Source organism: Moorena bouillonii PNG, from assembly GCF_001942495.1.
GTDB lineage: Bacteria > Cyanobacteriota > Cyanobacteriia > Cyanobacteriales > Coleofasciculaceae > Moorena > Moorena bouillonii.
In genome coordinates this window covers 2,839,883-2,863,355 of record NZ_MKZS01000001.1, presented here as the reverse complement: position 1 = coordinate 2,863,355, position 23,473 = coordinate 2,839,883, and the positions used below count along the sequence as shown (strand labels likewise).

Below are 23,473 nucleotides of genomic sequence, written 5' to 3'. Positions count from 1 at the left end.
CTCCCGACTCCCGACTCCCGACTCCCGACTCCCGACTCCCGACTCCCGACTCCCTTGTAGTTAAACCAAACTACTCCCGACAGATCAAGCTTGCCTGGGCAATTTTTTCCAATTCAACCGCTTTCAACAATCGGGACCAAGCCTCAGCAAACGTAGCATTTTGTGGATTACTACAACGAAGTTTAGCTGCTTCATTCAAAGAATCATACCAAATGCCATTTTCAGCATAAAGTTCCATTAGCTTCTGCTGTGAGTTTGTTGTATCTAATGGATACTTAAACTTTGGCAATTCAACCCGTTTCAAGAGTCCTCTAATAAACAAAACCGAGTCATCGTAAAACGAATCTGGGGAATTACAATCAAGGATCAAATGCCAGCGATACCATTTACCAACCTCTAAGGAGTACGGAAGAGGTATGCTAAACACACCAGACCGACTTGGCAAAGTAACAGGTAAATATTTTGGAGCAAGCTTGGTGTTAGTTTTTGAATCCTGCAAGGAAAATTCCCCAGAAAGCCCCCTCTCAACAGGTTCAGATTGATAGGAAACATTAACCCAGATAGTCGGAGACTCATTAACTGTCAATCCCCTACTATCTTTATCGATCACAGGTGTCACGCTTAGGTTTCCTCCCGTTTCAGAAACAGCCAAAGGACAATCTCCACGACTACCTGTACCTCGCCTACGTCCGCTTGGGGCATCACCTGAATAATCTGGCTGTTTAAACTCTACTGCTATAGATTCAGACGGATTGCCAGTAGATTCCATCCATTGCGCCGGTGCTGGGTAGCTGGTGAGAGTCGCCACAGCAAACGCAATCCCATAAAGCAGTTTAATTTTAACCATTGTCAACTCCGATGCTTTTGCCAAGGAAGATGCTGGCTGGGTCTGAGAAGTTCCCTTTTGCCATCAATCCTACTGTCGCATCTGATTGGAACATGGTGTACAACGTACTACCAAAACCATACCCACCGAAGTAAGCACCAATACCATTGCTGATGGCACCAGCGGTATCCAACCCCCTTGCAAAATAAACAGATAACAAATGCCATACAAAGCACCAAGTGCCACTCCCGTCGAGATTACCAAGCCACTTAGGAAATGCATACCCCTAGCCTGGCCTGAGCGGAATCCCATTACCAAACCAATTACACTTCCTACCACAGACCAACCCCAAATCCACAGCACTTCTCCCCATTCTGACCAAACCCACAACAAAGGTCGATTATCCAGAACCGCACTCAGGATTTGACTTACCATATGTCCTTGAATCACCACTCCTGGTGTTCGCTTCTCGCTCAGGGACTGACTGGCACTGTAAGGGGTGAGCCAGTAATCACTACTGGTATTAATTGGACCGGCTATACCAACAAGAATAATCCGACCCTTCAGTTGGGACCTGCGCTGGGGCGGAATCTTATCATTGAGAATATCGCCAACATTGACTGTTAGTGCAATATCTTCAGGAGAACGACGGGAACGGTAATTTAGCAAGATTTGTCTACCTGCTGCATCCACTCTGTGGTAGCCACCGGTATCAGAATTTAATTCCTTCAGCACAACAGTTTTACCGTTATCCAAATCTGGCGCATCAATCCACAATTGCTGATTTGATGTGTAGCCCCATTGGATACCCTTAGCATCTAGATAGTATAGGGCTAGTAGCAGGCTAAGGTTATTCTTAGCAGTACACTTATCAGTCAGGTCTGGTGAGTTCAGAGATAACAGATGGCGACGGAGGATTCCCCCCTTGTCAGGTAAAGCATCACTAAAACTAATCCGATCGGGCCGAATTTCCAGGGGTGGAGAAATCCCTTCGGTGTCCCCAGCCTTAGCATCTTTAACTTTACAGATACCAAATAAATTCTTTTGTCCCAGGTAAGTTGCTAGTTTAGGGTAAGCTGGATCCACCGGAAAATCACGATAGATATCTAAGCCAATCGTGACTGGTTCATACTCCTGGAGTTTCTCAAATAGCCGAGTAAGAGTATGGTCTGATAACGATGCCCCATGCTTGGGTTGCTGTTCCTGATTTTTAATATCCTCTGGGGTAGCCTTAACAATCAACAGACGCTCGTCCCGCATTTCATAGGGTCGTTGTCGCATCAGTTTGTCAAAAGCTTTTAGTTCAAGCCCTTCCAATAGTCCCAACCACCGCAATCCCATCACCAAAGCCATGGCGAATACACTAGCCTTGAGTAACAAAACGCGATCGCACCATAGTAAACGAATCGGAAACGAATGGGATGGTTTGTCGGAGCTAGTTTGGTCTGAAGGAGTAGGGGAGGTACTGGGCAATGAAGTTTGACCCTTTGTTACAGCCGATCGCATCATGTGTTGACCCTCTGAAGAGGTTTGTGACCCATGAGCCTGACTGGAGCTACCTGAAACAGAAGGGAATTGATTGCGATCGCGCAACTGTTGCCAAGTCGGCGGAACAACAGCCGGATTTTGGCAAATCACTGGCAACCAGCTAGCACCAGGATAGTTATCTTCCCACCCTTGCAACCGTTCCCTAGCTTCCCGCACTGCCAAATATAAGGATTTTCCACCAGCAAATGCCGTTAAAAAGGACTTCAAAAACTCCTGTGCCACTCGATCGGGAACCGGCTCCCGCATCACAATCAACTGAGGAATATGTAAATCAGCCAATTCCCGTGCCAATCCCAAGCCATCGCAAGAGTTGAAAATTGCCAGTCTCAAACCACAGGTAATAGCTGTTCTCAGAGCATGCTTTAACTGGGAAATCGTTAAGCTATCAGTTTGATTAATACTTATGTAACCGGTTTTAGCATCCGCCCCACTCCCGCTATGTCCCGCAAAAAACAGGATATCCCATCCCTGTTTATCCCAAAGCTGGTGGTTAAGCTCTTGGCGTTGTGGCTGCACCACAAAAACAGTTTCCGCCTCTGGTAACTGCTCAAGTAAAGCGCGGTCTTTTTCAACCTCAATCCCTTCACTATTTCCTAAAATTCCTAATACCCTAACCTGACCCGTTGACTCTCGAGCTGGCGTTCTGACTCGCTCATACTCTTGGCTACTCAACGCCACTTCTGTCAGCGGGTAATCTTCAAATAAACGCCACAAATGCCAAGGCAATCGTCGCACTTGGTCATCTTCCGCCTCGATAATCACTCTAATTTCCTCAGACGGCATTAGTTTAGTTCGCACTCGCCGTTCAATCTTGTGAAATTCTTCAGCATTGAGCCAGGTATTAATTTGCTCTTCTAACTGTTGAGACAGATTCCTAAACTCAGCTTCTGAAACATTAGTGATACTAACGTCATGAATTTCCAGACGGAGATCGCACCTGAAGCCTCGGTAGAGTGCTGCATACATTAATTGCCAGCGTTTGTAGAGTAAGGGCAGTTCCGGTGCAGCAGGCAAACATCCAGTAAACTGAATCGGATTACGATGATCTGTTTCCCAAAGTTGAGCGATAACAGTAGGAAAACCTTCCTGACAATTCCCATTTCCCAGTTTTAAGACTAGTGACTGACTCATCGATACAGCGGTTTGCAATTCAATTAAGTACAAAGTTCTGGGTTTTTAGGGAGCAGGGAGCAGGGAAAAGGGAAGAGGAAAGAGTGAAAAAAATCCTGTCTACCTGATAGTTATGCAAACCACTGTTTATAGGGGTCTAACCATTAAAACTCTTGCGATGCTAATGTAACATTACTTACTTGTGTTTGTCAACTCCTAAATTGGTGGTATAAAAATGCTATAGTGTAGTTTTAAGATTTTATATCTAGATTGATATCTAGCTTGATCCACAGCTGACTGATTCACCATCAAGGGATATCAGAAAAGTCAGCTTTTCACGCAAACATTAGTTGTCACGTGACCGTAATTTGTGGTATACTGTAAAGCTAGTGACTAAAAAAGTATGGGCGATTAGCACAGTGGTAGCGCGCTTCCTTCACACGGAAGAGGTCACTGGTTCGAACCCAGTATCGCCCATGGGTAAGCATATGCGCACTTATCACAGGCTAGAAGCCTGTTCCACCCGCACAGAATGCATGGGTAGGGTGGGCAAAACCTTGCCCACCCTACAGGTAGCGTTAAATTGAGGGATTTGCGTAAGTCCTATCTGACTTCTAGCTAGTTTGTGGCGCAGGCTTCAACGCTGCGACATAACTCAGATTAAATGAATTCTGACCTGTTTTCTTCAATAGCTGTTCGCGTAGCGTGCGCGTAGCGCTTAAGCTGAGTACTTACACTCAAACAGTCAACCAAACCGAAAGGTCTCGTTGAATCAAATCTTGGAGTTTGAGGATATCATCACGATAAAATTCCAGCAACTGTTGCCGTTCCTCTTTAGAAAGAGCAGCTTGTCTCTTATCAGTTGAGTTTATTTTGATTAGCGCTGAACGAACAGTTTGCCTCACCTCCACTGGTAGAATGTACTTTAGTCCAGAAGCCACCATAGTTCTGAAGGGATTTTGTTTACGCAACAGATCATTAAACAATTTTACTTTAGGAACTTGAGCCACTTGAGCTTTTTTGGATACATCTGGGATAAACTTTTCATCTACTCCAATGAATCGATACATATCCTGGAGCAAAGCCACGGGATTTTTACATAAATCATCGTACAGATAAACTTTGATTTTATCTCGATTAAAGGTTTCCAAAAAATGTCTTAATTGAGCAGTGTACAGTCCTTTTTTTAGGGTAAACGACCCCTTAGAGCGAAACTTAAGCTGTTCCGATAACGGTTGAACCTTACCCGCTACATCCGTCGCTTCCCGAACGTGCATTAAATAATCCGAATAAGCTCGGTCTATGGGATTTCGGAGAATAGCAATTAGTTTAACATCGGGCAAATAACGCAATATTAGCTCAGACGATGATTGATAATGAAACAAATAGTTAGGGGATGCTTCTCCAATCGCTATTTCATCCTTCACGTCTTGGAAAAGTTGACAATATTTTTCAAAGGTATCAATTCGATTTTTGTTAGGAGTTATTAGGTCTGGCGGTAACGTTTCCCAATCTTTCTCCAAAAAATTGGTTTCCTTAACCGGACTCATATAAACTTGAGGGTGTTGCGTTAAGTAGTTATAAATAGAAGTTGTTCCTGCCTTCTGCACACCTATAATTAAAAAATTGGGTAATTTCATTTTATTTCTGGGGGGAATCGGGAATCGGGAATCGGGAATCGGGAATCGGGAGTAGGGAGTAGGGAGTAGGGAGTAGGGAATAAAATTTAAATGTATATCACGCTGAATAGGAAGCGCTATATAATTTAAAAATATATCATGAACAATCTTGGTGATTTATCATAACATCAAAAACTATTCAGAGCTCTTTACTACTCTTCCCTGTTCCCTGTTCCCTGTTCCCTTTTTTGATCAATCATAGTTTCACATCTAAACTAAAAATTAGATATGGTTAAATCCCTAATTAAATCATGGTTTCTGTGCTTAAGTCTATCCTTAGTTTTGGTAGCTTGCAATGTTCTTACCTTTAACAATCAACAGCCAGAAGTGGTCAGTCTAACTGTCTCAGTTGCTGCTAGCTTACAAGATGCGATGAAAGCTATCAAAGTACTCTACACTAAGGAAACACCAGATGTTACTATTATTTATAACTTTGCTTCCTCTGGTTCGTTGCAGCAACAAATCGAACAGGGCGCGCCAGTGGATGTTTTTATTTCAGCAGCTCCGAAACAAATGAATGCTCTGGAATCTAAGGGGCTTTTACTAGAAGGGACAAGGCAAAGTATTATTAATAATCAGGTAGTTTTAATTACTCCGAAAGACGAGACTGGTATCTCTAATTTTAAGGACTTAAGGTCTGATAAAATCAGTAAAATAGCAATGGGAGACCCGGAAAGTGTACCAGCTGGACACTATGCTAAGGAAGTTCTATCTACTCTTAACTTGTTTGACCAGCTCAAACCGAAGTTAGTTTTTGCTAAAGATGTTCGCCAAGTTCTATTCTATGTGGAAACAGGTAATGTGGATGCTGGATTGGTGTATGCAACAGATGCTAATGTATCAAACCAAGTTAAACGAGTTGCTACTGCTCCGCCAGAGTCTTACTCCCGGATTATCTACCCAGTAGCAGTATTAAAGGAGTCTAAAAACCCTGATCATGCTAACCAGTTTGTACAGTTTCTGAGTGGTGAGTCAGCTAAAACTGTATTTTTGAGGTATGGGTTTACTATGGCGGATAAGGGAGTAGGGAGTAGGGAGTAGGGAGTAGGGAATAGGGAACAGGGAACAGGGAACAGGGAACATAGAAAAAATATTGTGTATCTGATTAATATAAAAACTGCTATATCGTTGTTGTCAACAGAGCACGAATTAGAATAAAAGCGATGCAGTGGCTACTCCCTGCTCCCTGCTCCCTGCTCCCTAAAACCCAATACTTTGTAACTCACCCACTTGATAACTATTATAATGTAATGGAAGATTTATCTCCTTTATGGATTTCCCTAAAAACTGCTGGCTTGGCTACTATCTTGGCTTTCTTTCTGGGAATTACGGTAGCGGGCTGGATGTTTAGCTATCAAGGGAAAGGTAAAGGAATTATTGATAGTATCTTAACCCTTCCGATAGTGCTACCACCTACAGTAGTTGGCTTCTTATTACTGTTGTTACTAGGTAGAAATAGCCCAGTGGGACAGCTATTGAGGCAATTGGGAGTATCTGTAATCTTGTCTTGGCCTGCTACTGTGATTGCTGCTACTGTAGTTGCTTTTCCTTTGATGTATAAAACTGTATTGGGAGCTTTCAAACAAGTCAATCAGGATTTGATTAACTGTGCCCGTACCTTGGGAGCTTCTGAATGTAGGGTATTTTGGCAAGTGTTGCTACCTTTGGCTTGGCCAGGGGTGATGGCGGGGACAGTTTTGGCGTTTGCGAGAGCCTTGGGAGAGTTTGGCGCTACCTTAATGCTAGCTGGGAATATTCCTGGCAAAACCCAAACCATTGCGATCGCTATCTTTTTTGCAGCCCAAGCCGGGAGGATGGGGGAAGCACTACTATGGGTGTTGATCATGGTTGCGATCGCTCTCGTGGCAATCACCATCATTAACTATGAACAGGGAGAAGGGAGCAGGGAGCAGGGAGCAGGGACAAAATTATTTGCACCTAATCAGTATGATAAATGCTATAGATTAATCAATCGTTGCTGCTCAATAATTAGTCACTGGTTACTCCCTTTGCGCAAAACCAACATTCCCTTCTCTAACATAGAAGTAAGGAAGGGATCCCCCCTAACCCCCCTTAATAAGGGGGGAAAAGAGCAGGGAATAGAGAAAAAATCTAACATAGAAGTAAGGAAGGGATCCCCCCTAACCCCCCTTAATAAGGGGGGGACTAGAGCTTCCCTTATTAAGGGGAGAAAAGAACAGGGAGTAGGGAAAAAATCTAACATAGAACCAAGTCAAGGACTTTTAGTAGAGTTACGAAAAGAGCTAAGCTCTAGCTTTACCCTAGATGCTAAATTTACTGCTAATGGTAAGCCGTTAGGAATCTTAGGGGCTTCTGGTTCTGGTAAAAGTATGACGCTACGGTGTATTGCTGGTTTGGCTACACCCACTCAAGGCCGCATTGTCTTGAACGGAAGAGTTTTGTTTGATTCTAAACAGGGTATTAACCTTCCTCCTCACCAACGTCGCGTTGGTTTTGTATTTCAAAACTACGCCCTGTTTCCCCACATGAATGTCGCTCAAAACATCGGCTTTGGCTTGCAGGAATTGCCGAAAGCCCAAAGGAATGAACGGGTATGGAAATACATTGAACTGATGCATTTACAAGGACTGGAAAAGCGCTATCCTCACGAACTTTCTGGGGGACAGCAGCAGCGGGTAGCGTTGGCAAGAGCAATGGCGATCGCACCAGAAGCGTTACTGTTAGATGAGCCCCTTTCTGCCCTTGATACCTATCTCCGGAATCAGATCGAAAGGCTACTAACGGAAATTTTCTCTACTTATCAAGGAGCGACTCTTTTCGTCACCCATAAATTAGAGGAAGCTTACCGGGTCTGTGGTAATCTGTTAGTACTTTCCGAAGGAAAGGTTATTGCTTCTGGCTCTAAAGAAGCTATTTTTGAGCATCCTCCTAGCTTTAGGGTAGCACAATTAACCGAGTGTAAAAACTTTTCTCGGGTTGAAATTATTGACCACAAAAAAATTAAAGCCCTGGACTGGAACTGTAGTCTCTTAGTTGTGGAACCGATCAGGAAATCGTTGGCTTATGTTGGCATCCGTGCCCATCATCTGAGATTTCTAAAAGAGCCAAATCACGACAATACTTTTCCCTGTTGGCTGGTGACGATGAGTGAAACCCAGCACCGAGTTACACTCTATCTGAGTTTATATACTGCTTCTAGGAATACAGGACTTATGGATTGCCCCCTAAATCCCCCAATTCTGGGGGACTTTGACATCATTCCCCCCCAAAGTTGGGGGGTTAGGGGGGCGGGGGACTTTGACATGATTCCCCCCCAAAATTGGGGGGTTAGGGGGGCAAAACCAACTAAACTTGGTAAGTCCTACAATCCTCAACAGTATCACCTCCAAGCTGAAGTTTTCAAGGAAAAATGGCATCAGATTAAAGCTTGGCCTCAGCCATGGTATGTGCAGTTAGATGCTTTGAGGTTGATTTTGATGGAGAGTTGATTGAACTATAGCAGTTAATTGGGTGAGGTAAAAAGTCTTGGGTTTTAGGGAGCAGGGAGCAGGGAGCAGGGAGCAGGGAATAGGGAATAGGGAACAGGGAGAGGAAGTGCAATCGCATTCTTTTCTCGGTTGGGTTGAAGCAACGAAACCCACCACTATCTTTTGGCTTGGGAATCGCTACCATTGCCAATCCTCTTCATCCCAATAATTTTCAATCCGATCATCAATTAATAATTCATCATCACCATTTTCTGCCATTTCTTTAAAAGCTTCTTCCCATCCTTGACGAGAGTGGGATACTGGCGAAATGATTACCTTACCATCTTCTAGTGTTATTTCAACTACATTGGCTAAACCACATTCTTCAAGAATTGCTTTAGGAATTCTAATTCCTTGGGAATCTCTAATACGTACAATGGCAGCTTTCATCAGCTTAATTACTTTTGATGGATAATTCCTATTTTATAGCAATCCTAAATCAATTGTGATAATTTTTGTCCCCTGTTTCCTACTCCCGTCTTGATGCAGTCGCTCATGGGGGAAACCCCCAAGACCGCGCTGCATCGCTACTCCCTACTCCCTATTCCCTGTTCCCTGTTCCCTGTTCCCTTTGCTCTACGAGTATCCCGATCAGATAGATTACCCACCGATAGCAAATGTTTAGGCATTCCTCCCATTCGTTCTAAAACCGATTTTTGGGATTGAAAATTTTGGCGATAATCCCGCAGCAATTTTTTGATCAACTCACTGCTAGTTGTTTTTTCCTGACTTAAAATTTCAACTAAATACTGTTCTGCCTCTTGATCCAGACTGACATTCAACATCACGTTTTACTCCATGGTACTGTTGCCTTCTTTCAATCTTACAATTTTCTAGACCTCATGGGTTTTCTTCAAGAGCCTTTTGCAATTGAGAAATTACAGTCTCTGCTGACTGAGGTCGTAACTTGCCCTGTTGAAATGTAGCAATCGATTCTGTGACTACTCCCACATCAAATCAAAGATTATGATGTGGGCTTCTCAGATTTACAAATGAGACTTGCTGCTCCACGGCATCTTGTGCCGATTTACCACAGCCATTGAGCGGCAGTCCAACCGCCAATAATCCACGATTTAAAATGTTGATGCCACTGTTCCAGTCCCTGTCAATTTTGACGTTACAACTCGAACAGTGATGAACGCGATTACTTAAACTTTTTTCAACCCTAGAACCACAATTAGAACACTCAATACTTGTTCCCCGTGGATTGACGAACTGGACTAACAAACCGCGTCTTACCGCTACTGCTTGTAATATCTCCAGGAATGCGCCCCAGGCTGCATCATGTATTGATTTCGCTAGTTTAGTTCTTGCGAGTCCTTTGATATTTAAATTTTCGTGAGCAATTAGGTCGTATTTACTGCATAACCAATGAGCAACTTGATAATGAAATTCTTTTCGGCAACGGGTTAAATGAAGATGCAATAAAGCCACTTTCTTTTTGGCTTTTTCCCAGTTTTTAGACCCCTTGACACGGCGCGACATTACTTGTTGAGCTAAAGCCAATTTGTTTTGAGCCTTACGATAAAACTGAGGAATAGGGATAGCTTCACCGTCTGAGGTGGTTAAAAATTTTTCTAAGCCAACGTCGATACCGACAGCAGATCTAACCGAATCCACAGGTAACAGCTCAGGTACGGTATCATCTTTCATTGAAATGCAACAATACCAACCATCAGCCTTTTTGACGACAGTACACTGTTTAAGTGTAAATCCATCTGGTATTGGTCTATGCATGACCACAGGTATTTCACCAATGCGACTGAGCAATAGAAAGCCATCTTTTAGATGCGCCCCGGCACGGGGGTTGTTCACACGTGGAAACACGAATGACCTTAATTGACCTTGTTTCTTGAACCGAGGTCTTCCCCCGCGTAACCCATGCTTGACAGGCTTCCGCCACCTATCCCATGCTTTTTTGAGTCGTTGTAGGTTAACTTGCTGAGTTTCTGCGTAGATTTGTTTGTACTCAGGGAATAGCTGTTTGGTTTCTTTGAGGGCTGCCTGCTGAGTGTAATAGTTGACCGCTTCTGGAATAACACCTATCGGCTCACTAATCAAATTACATCTATCAATCGGTGAGCGAGTCCGATTGAGCCAATCAAGCCGTTGTCCTAGAGCATAGTTCCAGTGACGACGCAACAATTCAAGCCACCTTTCCATGATGGCTATCTGTTCGGGACTTGGTTTGATTTTGTAGCAGTACGTTAATATCACTGTGCTATTATACCACTTACAATCGCGCAGCGTGACCTGCATGTCAATCTGTTGAGAACTTCCAGACGCTGTCGGGCAAGGGGTCTCCCGTTAAATCGGAGATTATAACGGGAGACCCCTTGCCCGTATAGTTGGCATCCTCAGCAATTTCTTGACGACGGGATTCGATCAGACGGTTTTGGATGATTTCAACCAGCATAGCCTGCTGTTCAGGAGGCAGTTGACTAACCGTGTTGAGGGCTTCTTCAAGGGAAGTTGTCATTGGCTTAACAGAGAGCTTTTGTCGGTAGATTCAATTCTAATCCCAATCTAAATGCTGAACAGCTTATTCGTGAAATCAAATAAAAAAGATAGATCCCAGTCCCCTTTTGCCTTCTGCCTATTGCCTATTGCCTGTTTCCTACTCCCTACTCCCTACTCCCTACTCCCTACTCCCTACTCCCTGTTCCCTGTTCCCTTTACTATTTTAATTGAAGCTCCAACATCCCACTTAGACATGCTGCTCAACCCAACTGCGGTCAAAGATGGATTCATAAATCCGGTTATTGACTCTCAGACATCCCTGTTGCTTGACCACTAACCCAGACAACAGCAATTCCTTTTCCTCTGGACTGTCAACAGCCACCACTTCTCCCTGCTCCACAATTTGTCGATATATCTCCAGTAGCCCAACAGATTGCTTACTCTCCAGGATGCGATCGCGTATAGTTCTCAAATGCTCCGGTTCATCCTGTGATTCCCAATTTTCTATCACCTTGGTTCGCACCAAATTTTCAATCCATTCAGCTTCGTCGTTGGTAGGGATAGCAGATGAAGTACTGCGGATGAATTGACAGATCTTTTGGGTCAAAAAAGGCTGACCACTCGTCCATGCTAACACTTCTTTGAGCAGTGTTTGAGGATTGGTCACTTTCTCTGCTAATCCTTGAAGCAAAGGTTGGGCTTCATGCTCTTTAAAACCCTCCAGTTGAATCGCCTGACCAATATTAAAAGGGGTTCTTTGGTGGTCAGTAATTAAGCCAGAGGGAGTAGCAACCCCAAACAGAGCAAACGTTAAATTGCCATAGTCTCGATTGATAGTACGCTGATTATAGCAGGAGCGAATCAGAGCAAAAAAGTCATTAACTGGAAAATTCAAGCCCAAGACGCTATCAACTTCATCGATAAAAACTACCCGTTTATTCGGTAAACTGTTATCTGGTTGATCAACCTCACCCAGTAAGACTTCTTCAATAAATTGACTCAACCGCTGAACCGTAGAAATATCTCCTCGTTCATTCCACCACTTTTTTAAATTCACCTTTCTTAGTAAACCAAAACTTCGCCATAGCTCTACTGCCAATCCCTTATACCATTGGTCAGGGGTAACATTTTCGCTGCCAATCCGAGTCAGGTCGATCGCCCCGCAGCTAATCCCCTCATGGTTCAAGTGGTTAATCATACGTACCATCAGGCTTGACTTACCCATCTGGCGGGGATTGAGAATGTAACAAAACTCCCCTTGCTTTAAAGCTTTGTAGAGATTTCTGTCAGCAGAACGCACCACATAAGTGGGAGCATCCATCGGTAAACTTCCCCCCACTTGATAATCAAAATTCGACGCTTGTTCGTCACTCTTGAGTAACTCGTTTTCAAATATTAGTTCCGCTTGAGTAGCTTTGAGAACGTCCAAAGTTTGAGATAGTTCTTGAGTGCGCTCTTCTACTTTAAGCTCTAGATTGCGGTTATAGTCTTCTAACTGTCCATAGAGACGAGCATTTTCAATAGAGATAGCAGCTTGAGCAGAAAGCATTCTTAAAACTTCAATGCGATCGCTGGTAAATGCGTCTGTGGTTAAATTATTTTCTAAATATAAAATACCGCTTAGTTTGCCTTGATTTAACAAAGGACTACAGATAATCGATTTGGGTTGAGTGGCAACAATGTAGGGGTCACGAGTAAATTGTCCTTGATTAGCAGCATCACTTAAAACTACATTTTCCTGGGTGCGAGCTACATAATTGACGATAGAGACTGACAAGACCGGGGTTTGACTAGCAGCATCCGCAGAGTCTACTGGCAGGGATTGCAGTGTAGTCAGCTGATCAGAATCCACTGTTCCTTCAGCTTCAATTACCCAGTCACCTTCTTTATCCAGTATCAGAAAACCTTTTTGAGCCCCAGCATTCTCAATCAGAATTTTCATTAACTTTTCCAGCAACTTGTCTGGGATGATTTCCCCAGAAATAGTTTGCGATGCTTTGAGAATGCTATTGATATCCAAGACACCGGATGTAGTTTTACCTGAGTCGGTAATTGACGGATTTAAGCTAGTTTTAATACTATTTGTTGAAACTGTAGCTAAAAATTGTGGGTATCGAGCTTCCAAATCCTTTACCTTAGCCACAGCTCCCCAGCCTTGATAAGTATAGTGGGCATCTTGTAGGTAGTGGCGAGCAACGTGGTTTTGGTTTCTAGCTAAATAGAATTTGCCTGCTAGTTCATAAGCTAGGGCTTCGTCGTTGAGATAGTCGTTTTTATGGGCTAAGGTAATAGCGCGGTCGTAATAGTCTCTAGCTTCGCTATCTTTGCCTAAAACTCGGGATCGTTCAGCTTCGACTAGATAAAATTTGTGTAGAAAATTCATCGGAGCTTGCTTTGCCCAGAGTTCCATTTTTTCTTGTTTAGCAGCAACCTTGGTCAAAATTTCTGCTCTTTCAGTCTCTGAAGCATCAGGATAAAATGCTAGCCGAGCCAGGGCATCATAGAAGTAGGCAGTGGTAAGGATGAATGATGAGCCAGCATTAGCAGCATAGTCTTCAAACCGGTCGGCATTTTCAACTGCTTGCTGAAATTCCTCGAAAAGATAACACAGAGCGAGTTTATGGGAATAAGCATGCATCAGTGCCGTGCGATCTCCACTGGCTAGATGGACTGCTATCATCTTTTCTTCATCGTACGCTTCACCAATCAAACGGCAGGGATTTTCTGCTTCTCCCATCAAGTTAAGGATAGCCTGCATATAGGTTTGAGTCCAATGAAGGTAAGCTTCCTGCTGAGTTTGAATAGTAGCTGCAATTGCTTTCGCCATCTCTTTTTTAGCATCGATCAGTTCCACGCCACTTAGGTAAAAAGCGTAGGCATAGGTAACCATGACACTAGCAGCATATTCAAGATCGCCAGTTTCTATAGCACTTTGATAAGCTTCCATGGACAAAGATGATGTGTCCCTGAGCGGTTCCTTCCAATGCTTGAGATATAGCTTATACGCTGCATAAGTTTTTGCTTTGAATGTTCTATCTTTGAATCGTTCTAGTAACTTCAAAGCAAGTTGACCAAACTGATAGCCAGCCTCAAGCTCTCCTCTTAAGCAGAGGATATGCCCGTAACCGGCATAGGGAAAAGGGGAATCAGGGGAATTACCAAACTGAATCGATAAATTCACCTGTCGGCACCAATTTACCAAGCTGAGTTGATTCATTGCTATGTAGGCAGAGCTCAACAAGTAGTTCATAACCCGCATAGCTGCTAGTTTATGGGGATCGGTCATTTGGGGTAAGTCGATTAGCGCTTGGGGTTGCCTCCCCCCTAAAGCAGACTTTATCTGCTCTATCTCTCCCGTCAGATCAGATTGGTTGGGTTGTTCAGGTAATTCGACCCCAAGTAACTTCAGAACTTCTAGCCCAGTTTTGATTGCTTCTATAAATTTTGTTTGAGCACAATAGGCTTGCATTTTGACTTCATAGACTTTGACTTTGTCTAGCAGTGTTTGGGCTTTTTGCAAGACTATCTCAGTCAAGGGCTCCATTTCATCGTAGTTGGCAATTGTATAAGCTGCTTCTGCTGCCTCCACATACAAATCTAAGCTGAGGTTATACTGCTGCGACCAACTCTGGTTACCTAACAAACTTAAGCCGGTCTGGAGATAATTGAAACCAAGTTGATGAGCAGCTGAAGATTTGGCTTTTTTGCCTGCCCGCAGATTTAATCGAGCTAACTCATCTCGCTCTGTTTGTGGCTCAATTAGTTCCCGACCTTTGTTCAACTGGTTAACAATCTCAAACAGCTTCTGTTCAGATTCTTCAGACGATTTATTTTGCAGTAACAACTTGCCAATGCGCAGGTGTACTGCTTGGGTATCTGCTTTGGGAATGAGTGAGTAAACTGCTTGTTGGATACGGTCGTGGGCAAATTTGTATTCTGCAACTAACTGATTTGACAACCCTTCTACATCCAGTTCCACTAACTGGTAGGCATAGCTAAGGGGTAAAATTAGACCGGATTGGAGTGCTGACCGTAAATCCGTTGCAGTTTCCTGTATAGATTTTTCATATATCACTGCCAGTGTTTTCAGGTCAAACTGGTTCCCTATGCAAGCTGCTAATTTTAATAAGGCTTGAGTTTTTGTGGGTAAGTCTTTAACTTTTTTAGTCATCAACTCCACCACATTATCTGTAAGGGGTTGCGCTTTTATTTGCTCTATATCCCACTGCCATTCCTCAAAGATGTAGTTAAAATACAACCAACCTTCAGAATACAGAGATTTTATAAACTCATTGATGAAAAACGGATTTCCGCAAGTTTTTTCCTGTATTAATTTTGCAAGGGGTTTAGCAGTTATTGAATCTACGAAAAACGTATCAACGATAAGTTGTGTAACATCGGTTAAGGTTAAGGGGGGAAGTAGTATTATATTAATTGTTACCCTGGCTTTTTCAAGCTGTTCCAAGCTTTGATTCAAAGGATGTAGGTCGTTTACTTCATTATCCCGATATGCCCCAATTAGAAACAGATATTTATTATCTGCTGCTGTCATCAGCAGTTGAATTAATTCCAACGAAGCTCTATCTGCCCACTGTAAGTCGTCTAAGAAAATGACTAACGGATGTTCCGGTTGAGTGAAGATCTTAATAAATTTTTTAAAAACCAAATTAAAGCGATTTTGTAGTTCTGTTGGCGGAAGCTCTAGGACAGGTGGTTGTGGACCAATAATCAGTTCTACTTCAGGAATAACTTCAATGATTACCTGTCCATTTTTCCCTAATTCCCTTTGCAGCTTTTCTCGCCAATTGTTAATCTCTTGCTCACTTTCTGTCAGTAACTGTTGTACTAATGACCGAAATGCCTGAATTAAGGAAGCGTAGGGAATATCTCGTTGAAACTGGTCAAACTTACCAGAAATACAATAGCCATGTTGGCGAGTCAGTGGCTTATATACTTCCTGTATTAATACGGACTTGCCAATACCAGAATACCCCGAAACCAGCATCATTTCACTGGCTCCTTGGCTGACTCGTTCAAAGGCAGCTAATAGGGTAGAAATCTCCTGTTCTCGCCCATACAGTTTTTGTGGTATTTGAAATTGATCGGAAACATTGTGCTGATCGATCACGAAAGCATCAATTTGCCCTTTGGTTTGCCACTGTCTGAGACATTCTTCTAAATCTGCCTTGATCCGATAGGCTGATAGATAGCGTTCTTCAGCATTTTTTGCCATCAATTTTAACAGGAGCGCCGAAAGAATTGCTGGAATGTCTGGTTTGAGTTCCTGTGGTGGTGTCGGTTGTTTAGCAATATGACAATGGACTAATTCCAAAACATCATTGCTGGGGAAGGGTAACTGTCCCGTCAGCAATTCATAAAAGGTCACCCCCAGAGAGTAAAAATCAGTGCGGTAATCGATGGCTCGATTCATGCGACCCGTTTGTTCTGGGGAAATATAAGCTAGGGTTCCTTCTAATACATTCGGGTTACGAAAGGTGGATATTTCTCGCGACAGTGTGGTTGAAATACCAAAATCAATTAGCTTAAGCTTACCTGTCTTCTGATTTAAGATAATATTTGATGGGTTAATATCTTTGTGAATAATATGCTGCTGGTGAACCTGACCGAGAATGTCAACAATCTCAATGGCCAGGTGGAGAAACTCAGCAATTGTGAATTCCTGCTTCGGAATGATCCGATTGAGAGATTCGCCCCCAAAATCTTCTAACACCATTACCCAGTTAGTTTCTAGGTTTTCCCAGCTGTAAACATCGATTACACCAGGTAGGTTAATGTTTTGGGTTGTTTCATACTCTCGCTTGAACCAAGCAATGCTTTCAGGGGAAGGATAAGCCTGTTTGAGCATTTTAAGGATAACAGGTTGGTCATCTGCTCGCCGATGTCCCCGATAGACTAGGGAGTTGGTGCTCTCATGGAGTTTTTCAGTAACTTGGTAACCTGATAAATCGCGCATACTTACCTCCTTTAAAGGAGTTTTTATGATAAAAAACCGCAACCAGTGCGGTTTGAGCTTATCAAATAATAATCCACTTTTCCAAGTGTACAAAGTTATCAGTGATTTACAGCAATTTTCGCCCCCCTAGGGCGTGTTTTCAAAGTTTTCCGCAAGATTATGATCCCCCCCAGCCCCCCTTAAAAAAGGGGGGAGCCATACTCAAAGTCCCCCTTTTTTAAGGGGGACCAACGGGGGATATCCGAGTTTGAAAACACGCCCTAGCCCCCCAACTTTGGGGGGAAATTGAGTTAAAGTCCCCCATAATTGGGGGATTTAGGGGGCTTGCAGCTAAAGGTAGTGAAGTCGATTCATCTGAAAACAGCTGTAATACTCCTAAGGTAAACGAATCTAGATCTAGAACAATGTCTTATCCTAGTCAAGAGTCAGAATTCAGTAGTCAAGAAAATTTTCAAGTCAGTCAATCGTCTCCACAACTAAAACTTTATAGTGGTCTTCGGAGCCGAGCTACCATTGTGCAGTGGTATCTTGAGGAGTTGGGAGTGCCCTATGAGTATATCTTGCTGGATATGAAAGCTGGAGAGCATAAACAGCCGGAATACCTGTCGATTAATCCCATGGGGAAAGTGCCAGCAATTGTGGATGGAGACTTTAAACTTTGGGAGTCGGGAGCGATTTTGGTTTACTTAGCTAATAAGTATGGATAAAACCCTATTTCTCTAGAAGAACAGTCGGAGATTGTGCAGTGGGTGTTGTTTGCAAATGCTACCTTAGGTCCAGGATTATTTTTGGAAGATAGACGGGAGAAAGAAGCGCCCAGTTTGTTGAAGCCACTAAATGAAAGATTAACCAATAAACCGTTTTTATTAGGGGATAATTTCAGTGTGGCGGATATTGCAGTAGGGTCTTATTTATTTTATGCCCAAATACTGGTAAATTTGGATTTTAAAGAGTATCCAGCTGTTGCTGATTATCTGATGCGTTTGTCTGAACGTCCAGCTTTTAAAGAAACTATTGGTAATCGGTAATTGGGAGATAGGGAATCGGGAGTCGGGAGCGGTGCGACCCGTGGCGAATTTAATTCGCCTACGGAAAGCGCACCGAGGGAGTCGGGAGTCGGGAGTGTGGGAGGTTTGGGTAGGGTGAGGGGAAAGAAGCCAGAAGTAGGCAGAACAGGAGTGAAGGAAACAGAAAGAAAAAGGACTGGCATGGTTTCCACTCAGATTTTTCCGAAACTTCCCACAAATAGATAAAAATTTGGTAAACTCAACTTAAAGTTGAGCGAATGGTCGGCAACTACTCGTTCTAGTTAAGGGTGTAATCTAACTCAAGACCAAGTCTATTTTTTAGTGTTCATTAACCGGTGAGCGCTAGGATTTTGGTGAGCATTCAGCTTATGCGCTACCTCAAGCGCGTCGTTCGCACAGCGTGGCCATTCGCGTAGCGTGGCCAAAGGCCAAGGCCAAAGCCTGTGCCACCCACGCTACGCGAACAACTCTCAGCTAAGTTACTGCACCAAGACAACAAGTAAGCATTGGTTTGTAAGCATTCAGCTATCATCTATCAGCTATCAGCTTTCAGCCAAAAGCCTTGGCCTATGGCCACGGATGCAAAGCGCGAGTCGGGGAAACCCGATGTTCCTTTGCTGCATCCCTACTTGAGCTGCTTTTGAATAAAATAAGCACCTCAAGCAGCGTGGGCGTAGCGCATATGCTTACTTCTTTTTTAACTGCAATTGAAAGTTTCCTGGATAATTGTTGGTGGTTAGCCCGATAAGTCTATAGATACTGAAAAATCGGCTATCAGCACTCACCATTCAGCAGGTAGTGCATTAGCTGAATGCTTAGCAAATAGTATAGATTGAATCGCCTATGAAAAAAACTAATTATGGACTTTACTTTGCCCTGCTTAAAGCTAAGAGGGAGCTGTAAAAAATTATCGCTAAACTAGGCATTACCCAATACTATTAAGAAGGAGCAAAATTCGGCTCTCTTATAGCTCTGGGTGGGCTGTTAAATATTTAAAGAAATCCATCGCTCTATTGATTAACATGAAACCTTGGATTTACGGACTTGTGCAAACAAGTAGCGTTGTATTGTGTTCTCTACTGGCTGCAACTACGGCATTAGGACAAATCACTCCAGATAATACCCTCGGTAATGAAAGTTCTGTAGTAACGCCCAATGTCAATGTTAAGGGAAACCTAGCGGATTTGATAGAAGGTGGTGCGATTAGAGAAAGCAATCTCTTCCACAGCTTTTCAGATTTTAATGTGGGTGAGATGGGACGGGTTTATTTTGCGAATCCTGCTGGAATTGAGAACATCCTGAGTCGGGTAACTGGAACAAATGTTTCCAATATTTTGGGAACTCTGGGAGTATTGGGAAATGCTAACTTGTTTCTGATAAATCCAAACGGTATTGTCTTTGGTCCCAATAGCAGACTAGATCTAGGAGGGTCATTTTTTGGGAGTACTGCTGATAGTGTCTTGTTTGAAGATGGCACAGTATTCAGCGCTAAAAATCCGAATGAAAAACCGTTATTAACTATTAATATACCATCTGGGTTGCAATATGGTTCCAATCCAGGGAGTATTACCAATCAGTCTAGTCTGTTTCGGGTACCAAATGGTCAAACCTTAGGGCTAATTGGCGGTGAGGTTACTATTCCTGGTGCTGTTCTAGGTGCATTGGATGGACGAATTGAGTTAGGGAGTGTTGGCTCTAATGGTCTGGTGAAGTTAACCCCAACTAATACTAGTTTTGTATTGGATTATTCAGGAGTTCAAGCGTTTCAGGATATTAGTTTGTCCGACTTTGCTTTTGTCACTACCAGTGGCGAAAATGGTGGCAGTATCCAGGTGCAGGGAGCTAATGTGAGTTTACGCGATCGCTCTTTTGTTTTTGCGAGAACCAACGGCAGTGGAAGTGGCGGTGGCATAGTTGTTAAGGCTTCTCAGCTCAGCCTTGAGGGTAGTTCTAGGATAACTGCGGATGTAACTGGCTCAGGACAGGGGGGAGATTTGACTGTGAATGCCTCTGAATTTGTTCGAGTAAATGGTATTTTCAGCGCTTTGGGAGCCGCAGTTCTTCGAGGAGCAACAGGAAATGGGGGAGATGTCAGTATTACCACTGGGCAGTTCATTGTCTCTGATGAAGCACAAGTTGCAGCTAGCACTTTTGGTGAAGGGGACGGGGGAGATTTGACTGTGAATGCCGAGGAGACTGTTCAACTGATTGGTACCTATGCCGATGGTCAGATTCGCAGCGGCTTGTTTAGTCAAACTGAAGGGACAGGAAAAGCGGGAAATGTGAGGATTAGCACTGGGCAGTTAATTGTCTCTGATGGAGCAGTTGTTTCAGCTAGCACTTTTGGTGAAGGGGACGGGGGAATTTTGACTGTGGATGCCGACGAAAAGGTTCAACTGATTGGTACCTCAGCCGATGGTCGGATTGTCAGCGGCTTGTTTAGTCAAACTGAAGGGACAGGAAATGGGGGAGAGTTGAATATTACCACTGGGCAGTTAATTGTCTCTGATGGAGCAAGAGTTTCAGCTGACACATTGGGTGAAGGGGACGGGGGAAATTTGACTGTGGATGCTTCCTCTAGTGTTCAACTGATTGGTACCTCAGCCGATGGTCAGTCTGCCAGCGGCTTGTTTGCTCAAGCTAATCGAGGCTCAAAAGGAAAAGCGGGAGATGTCAGTATTACCACTGGGCAGTTAATTGTATCTGATCAAGCACAAGTTTCAACTAGCACTGTTGGTCAAGGGAACGGGGGAGAGTTGAGTATTACCACTGGGCAGCTAATTATCTCTGATGCAGCACTTGTTTCAGCTGCCACTTTGGGTGAAGGGGATGGCGGAAATTTGACAGTGGATGCTTCCTCTAGTGTTCAACTGATTGGTACCTCAGCCGATGGTCTGTTTGTCAGCGGCTTGACTACTCAAACTCAAGGGACAGGAAATGCGGGAGAGTTGAATATTACCACTGGGCAGCTAATTATCTCTGATGGAGCCGTTGTTTCAGCTGGCACAAGGGGTGAAGGCAACGGGGGAACCTTGAGTGTGGATGCTGACTCTACTGTTCAAGTGATTGGTACGACAGCCTCGGGTCAGTTTCCCAGCCGCTTGTTTACTGAAACTGAAGGGACAGGAAATGCGGGAGAGTTGAATATTACCACTGGGCAGCTAATTATCTCTGATGGAGCACTTGTTTCAACTGCCACAAGAGGTGAAGGGCACGGGGGAAATTTGACTGTGAATGCCGACTCTACAGTTCAAGTGATTGGTACCTCAGCCTCGGGTCAGTTTCCCAGCGCCTTGTTGACTGAAGCTAATTCGATAGCAAAAGGAAATGCCGGAAATTTGACTATTACCACTGGGGAGTTAATTGTCGAAGATGGAGCACGAGTTAGTACTAGAAGCTTTAAAAAGGATAGTTCAGCAGGCGAGGTAGAGATTAATGCCAACTCCATCTTCCTTAACAACGAAGTAATCATCTCAGCAGAAACAGCAGGAGGAGACAAAAGCAATATTAATCTAGATGCCCGTGACATCCGACTCCTCGACGAAAGCAAGATTAGAACTGATGCTAGTAATACAACAACTGGAGGCAATATCACCATTGATACTGATATCTTACTCGGTCTAGGAGATAGCGATATCACCGCCAATGCTAAACAAGGCCGAGGAGGTCGTGTTACGATTAATGCCCAAGGCATCTTTGGCTTGGAGTTTCGAGACCGTCCAACTCCAGGAAATGACATCACCTCCACCTCTGAACGTGGCTCATCCTTCAACGGTCCAGTAACCCTCAACACCTCAGTAGACCCGACCTCAGGGTTAATCGAGTTACCAGCAAGCCTGGTCGATGCAGAAGCCATCCTGGCCAATGACCTTTGTGGCTTTGAGAATAATCGCATTGCTGGCGGGAGTTCCTTTACCATTACCGGAAAAGGGGGTTTACCACCGACTCGATTAGATCCGGTGATTAATACTGACAGAACAGTGGGCTGGAGAACTCGTCCTGGCATAGCCAGCACCAGAAGACAACAATTACAGCAGCAAGCTAATGTCAGACGCCCTCAACCTGTCCCAGAAAAAAAAGTGATTATCGAAGCCCAAGGCTGGGTAACAGCAAAGGATGGCACCATTATTCTGACGGCTCATCCCTTTAAGGGAACTCCTGTTGAGCAGATATTGCCCAATCTTGATTGTCATTCAGGAAGAGGGAAGAGGGAATAGGGAGTCGGGAGTCGGGAGTCGGGAGTCGGGAGTCGGGGAGAGTAACATAGCATTTTTGTAAAAGTAGTGAACATACTCTCTGAAAGAAAGGCAAGAGGCAAGAGGCAAGAGGCAAGAGTTAATCAACTATTATTACTATTCCCGATTCCCGATTCCCTACTCCCGATTCCCGATTCCCTGTTCCCTTAATTAATTACTATGAAAAAACTATCATTTCTAATTACAATCGCATTAACATGTTTCCTAGCATCGGGAAAAGCGTTATCAAATTCTGTTGTCATCACACCCGATTCCCGATTCCCGACTCCCGATTCCCGATTCCCGACTCCCGACTCCCGACTCCCGACTCCCGATTCCCTTCTTCTGCAACACTTCCCGCCTTTCCCTTCTGCTTCAGCACCGACGCTTCTACCTCCCGGTTGCCCCGCAGACGATGGGCCAAACATTGCCAACAGCCAGTTATTCCTGGTTCAAAGATCGGACCAAACCACAACAGTCCTCCTATTGGTTTCGCCAACAGCCAGGGTTGGTTAGTATCTAGGGCAACTTGATTAATCTGAGCTAGTTCCGGTTGTAGATAGTCATCGGTAAGCACTACTAACAGGGTGGGTAAATCGGTGACTGGGGGTTTACCTGTCCAGGGTTGGGTTTGAATGCCAACGGTTGTAAGTTTATCGGTCAAGGGTTGAGTTGAAACATTGCCCACAGCAGTGACATAAACTACTACTTGCCGCAAACAATCATAAGCAGTTTGGGGTTCTACTCCCAGCAAACTCCAGAAAGCAGCAGCAGCCTCTGACAATTCAGGCACCTTTGCAGCGATGTACCCTTTGTCATACAAATTTTCAATCACATAAGCCACCTGGTCTCGGTCAGCGTGGTCGGTGAGTCGTTCACAAATTTGCTCATAGGTATACTGACCATCCAGCAGCGGCATCAGATGACAGTAAAATTCCCCCGTTAAAGCGTGAGTGGCGTTTTCGGCCAATAGATAAACATGATTGGGTTGAATAATTTCAACGCGATAATGGGGACGGATTTGTAAGAGTGGTTCCATGTTTCTGTTGGGGAGTCGGGAGTCGGGAGTCGGGAGTCGGGAGTCGGGAGTCGGGAGTCGGGAGC

The 23,473-nt window shown here is 44.0% G+C and carries 15 protein-coding genes, 1 tRNA gene and 1 pseudogene; 6 read left to right on the top strand and 11 right to left on the bottom strand.

Features of this window, described 5'->3' with window-relative positions; translation table 11 throughout:
• Positions 1-70: 70 nt before the first annotated feature.
• Together BJP37_RS11715 and BJP37_RS11710 are read right to left on the bottom strand one after the other, a co-directional pair.
• On the bottom strand, positions 71-847 hold the full coding sequence (locus BJP37_RS11715) for a DUF928 domain-containing protein (protein WP_075898951.1): 777 nt from the start codon (positions 845-847) through the stop codon (positions 71-73).
• Positions 848-916: 69 nt separating this feature from the next.
• Positions 917-3,505 (bottom strand): CHASE2 domain-containing protein, encoded by a 2,589-nt coding sequence (locus tag BJP37_RS11710; protein ID WP_075898949.1) that lies wholly within the window; start codon positions 3,503-3,505, stop codon positions 917-919.
• Between the two features lie 384 nt (positions 3,506-3,889).
• Here BJP37_RS11710 and BJP37_RS11705 point away from each other — a divergent pair.
• Positions 3,890-3,961, top strand: a tRNA-Val gene (locus tag BJP37_RS11705).
• A gap of 260 nt (positions 3,962-4,221) precedes the next feature.
• Here the strand turns inward: BJP37_RS11705 and BJP37_RS11700 are convergent.
• A complete protein-coding gene (locus BJP37_RS11700; protein WP_075898947.1) occupies positions 4,222-5,124 on the bottom strand; it encodes a sulfotransferase family protein in 903 nt (300 codons plus the stop codon).
• A 267-nt stretch (positions 5,125-5,391) separates the two neighbouring features.
• On the opposite strand from BJP37_RS11700, the gene modA reads away from it, so the two are divergent.
• Together modA and modB are read left to right on the top strand one after the other, a co-directional pair.
• Positions 5,392-6,204, top strand: a complete 813-nt coding sequence (modA, locus tag BJP37_RS11695) for a molybdate ABC transporter substrate-binding protein (RefSeq protein WP_075898945.1) — start codon at positions 5,392-5,394, stop codon at positions 6,202-6,204.
• Positions 6,205-6,413: 209 nt separating this feature from the next.
• Complete coding sequence (modB, locus tag BJP37_RS11690; protein ID WP_229415566.1) at positions 6,414-8,633, top strand: molybdate ABC transporter permease subunit; 2,220 nt, start codon at positions 6,414-6,416, stop codon at positions 8,631-8,633.
• 177 nt (positions 8,634-8,810) lie between these two features.
• On the opposite strand, the gene BJP37_RS11685 is transcribed toward modB, so the two are convergent.
• From BJP37_RS11685 to BJP37_RS11665, 5 genes are all read right to left on the bottom strand, one after another.
• Positions 8,811-9,062, bottom strand: a complete 252-nt coding sequence (locus BJP37_RS11685) for an AbrB/MazE/SpoVT family DNA-binding domain-containing protein (protein WP_075898943.1) — start codon at positions 9,060-9,062, stop codon at positions 8,811-8,813.
• Positions 9,063-9,199: 137 nt separating this feature from the next.
• Positions 9,200-9,457, bottom strand: coding sequence for a hypothetical protein (locus BJP37_RS11680; protein ID WP_070394747.1), 258 nt, complete (start codon positions 9,455-9,457; stop codon positions 9,200-9,202).
• A 172-nt stretch (positions 9,458-9,629) separates the two neighbouring features.
• Entirely contained in the window at positions 9,630-10,889 is a 1,260-nt protein-coding gene (locus tag BJP37_RS11675) for an RNA-guided endonuclease InsQ/TnpB family protein (protein ID WP_075906003.1), read from the bottom strand.
• A gap of 43 nt (positions 10,890-10,932) precedes the next feature.
• Positions 10,933-11,151, bottom strand: a complete 219-nt coding sequence (locus BJP37_RS11670) for a hypothetical protein (RefSeq protein WP_075898941.1) — start codon at positions 11,149-11,151, stop codon at positions 10,933-10,935.
• 228 nt (positions 11,152-11,379) lie between these two features.
• Positions 11,380-17,106, bottom strand: a complete 5,727-nt coding sequence (locus tag BJP37_RS11665) for an AAA family ATPase (protein ID WP_075898939.1) — start codon at positions 17,104-17,106, stop codon at positions 11,380-11,382.
• 404 nt (positions 17,107-17,510) lie between these two features.
• Between BJP37_RS11665 and BJP37_RS44945 the strand changes: the two are divergent.
• Positions 17,511-18,134 (top strand): annotated as a pseudogene (locus BJP37_RS44945) (glutathione S-transferase family protein).
• Here the strand turns inward: BJP37_RS44945 and BJP37_RS36280 are convergent.
• Both BJP37_RS36280 and BJP37_RS39020 read right to left on the bottom strand, forming a co-directional pair.
• Positions 18,077-18,316, bottom strand: coding sequence for a hypothetical protein (locus BJP37_RS36280; protein ID WP_143727572.1), 240 nt, complete (start codon positions 18,314-18,316; stop codon positions 18,077-18,079). The pseudogene BJP37_RS44945 and the gene BJP37_RS36280 sit on opposite strands and share 58 nt — an antisense overlap.
• Before the next feature lie 191 nt (positions 18,317-18,507).
• Positions 18,508-18,666, bottom strand: coding sequence for a hypothetical protein (locus BJP37_RS39020; protein ID WP_158069542.1), 159 nt, complete (start codon positions 18,664-18,666; stop codon positions 18,508-18,510).
• A 514-nt stretch (positions 18,667-19,180) separates the two neighbouring features.
• On the opposite strand from BJP37_RS39020, the gene BJP37_RS11650 reads away from it, so the two are divergent.
• Together BJP37_RS11650 and BJP37_RS43490 are read left to right on the top strand one after the other, a co-directional pair.
• The gene (locus BJP37_RS11650; protein WP_158069541.1) at positions 19,181-22,351 is read left to right on the top strand and encodes a two-partner secretion domain-containing protein; all 3,171 of its coding nucleotides are present in this window, start codon (positions 19,181-19,183) and stop codon (positions 22,349-22,351) included.
• Positions 22,352-22,417: 66 nt separating this feature from the next.
• Positions 22,418-22,540 carry a hypothetical protein gene (locus BJP37_RS43490; protein ID WP_269086989.1) on the top strand — a complete coding sequence of 41 codons (123 nt, stop codon included), beginning with the start codon at positions 22,418-22,420 and terminating at the stop codon, positions 22,538-22,540.
• A 91-nt stretch (positions 22,541-22,631) separates the two neighbouring features.
• On the opposite strand, the gene BJP37_RS11645 is transcribed toward BJP37_RS43490, so the two are convergent.
• On the bottom strand, positions 22,632-23,473 hold an 842-nt coding region (locus tag BJP37_RS11645; RefSeq protein WP_229415276.1), incomplete at its 5' end, for a TOMM precursor leader peptide-binding protein.

Coding starts and splice junctions, on each gene's coding strand:
- BJP37_RS11715 (WP_075898951.1), bottom strand. CDS start 847: ATGGTTAAAATTAAACTGCTTTATGGGATTGCGTTTGCTGTGGCGACT.
- BJP37_RS11710 (WP_075898949.1), bottom strand. CDS start 3,505: ATGAGTCAGTCACTAGTCTTAAAACTGGGAAATGGGAATTGTCAGGAA.
- BJP37_RS11700 (WP_075898947.1), bottom strand. CDS start 5,124: ATGAAATTACCCAATTTTTTAATTATAGGTGTGCAGAAGGCAGGAACA.
- modA (WP_075898945.1), top strand. CDS start 5,392: ATGGTTAAATCCCTAATTAAATCATGGTTTCTGTGCTTAAGTCTATCC.
- modB (WP_229415566.1), top strand. CDS start 6,414: ATGGAAGATTTATCTCCTTTATGGATTTCCCTAAAAACTGCTGGCTTG.
- BJP37_RS11685 (WP_075898943.1), bottom strand. CDS start 9,062: ATGAAAGCTGCCATTGTACGTATTAGAGATTCCCAAGGAATTAGAATT.
- BJP37_RS11680 (WP_070394747.1), bottom strand. CDS start 9,457: ATGTTGAATGTCAGTCTGGATCAAGAGGCAGAACAGTATTTAGTTGAA.
- BJP37_RS11670 (WP_075898941.1), bottom strand. CDS start 11,151: ATGACAACTTCCCTTGAAGAAGCCCTCAACACGGTTAGTCAACTGCCT.
- BJP37_RS11665 (WP_075898939.1), bottom strand. CDS start 17,106: ATGCGCGATTTATCAGGTTACCAAGTTACTGAAAAACTCCATGAGAGC.
- BJP37_RS36280 (WP_143727572.1), bottom strand. CDS start 18,316: ATGCCAGTCCTTTTTCTTTCTGTTTCCTTCACTCCTGTTCTGCCTACT.
- BJP37_RS39020 (WP_158069542.1), bottom strand. CDS start 18,666: ATGATAGCTGAATGCTTACAAACCAATGCTTACTTGTTGTCTTGGTGC.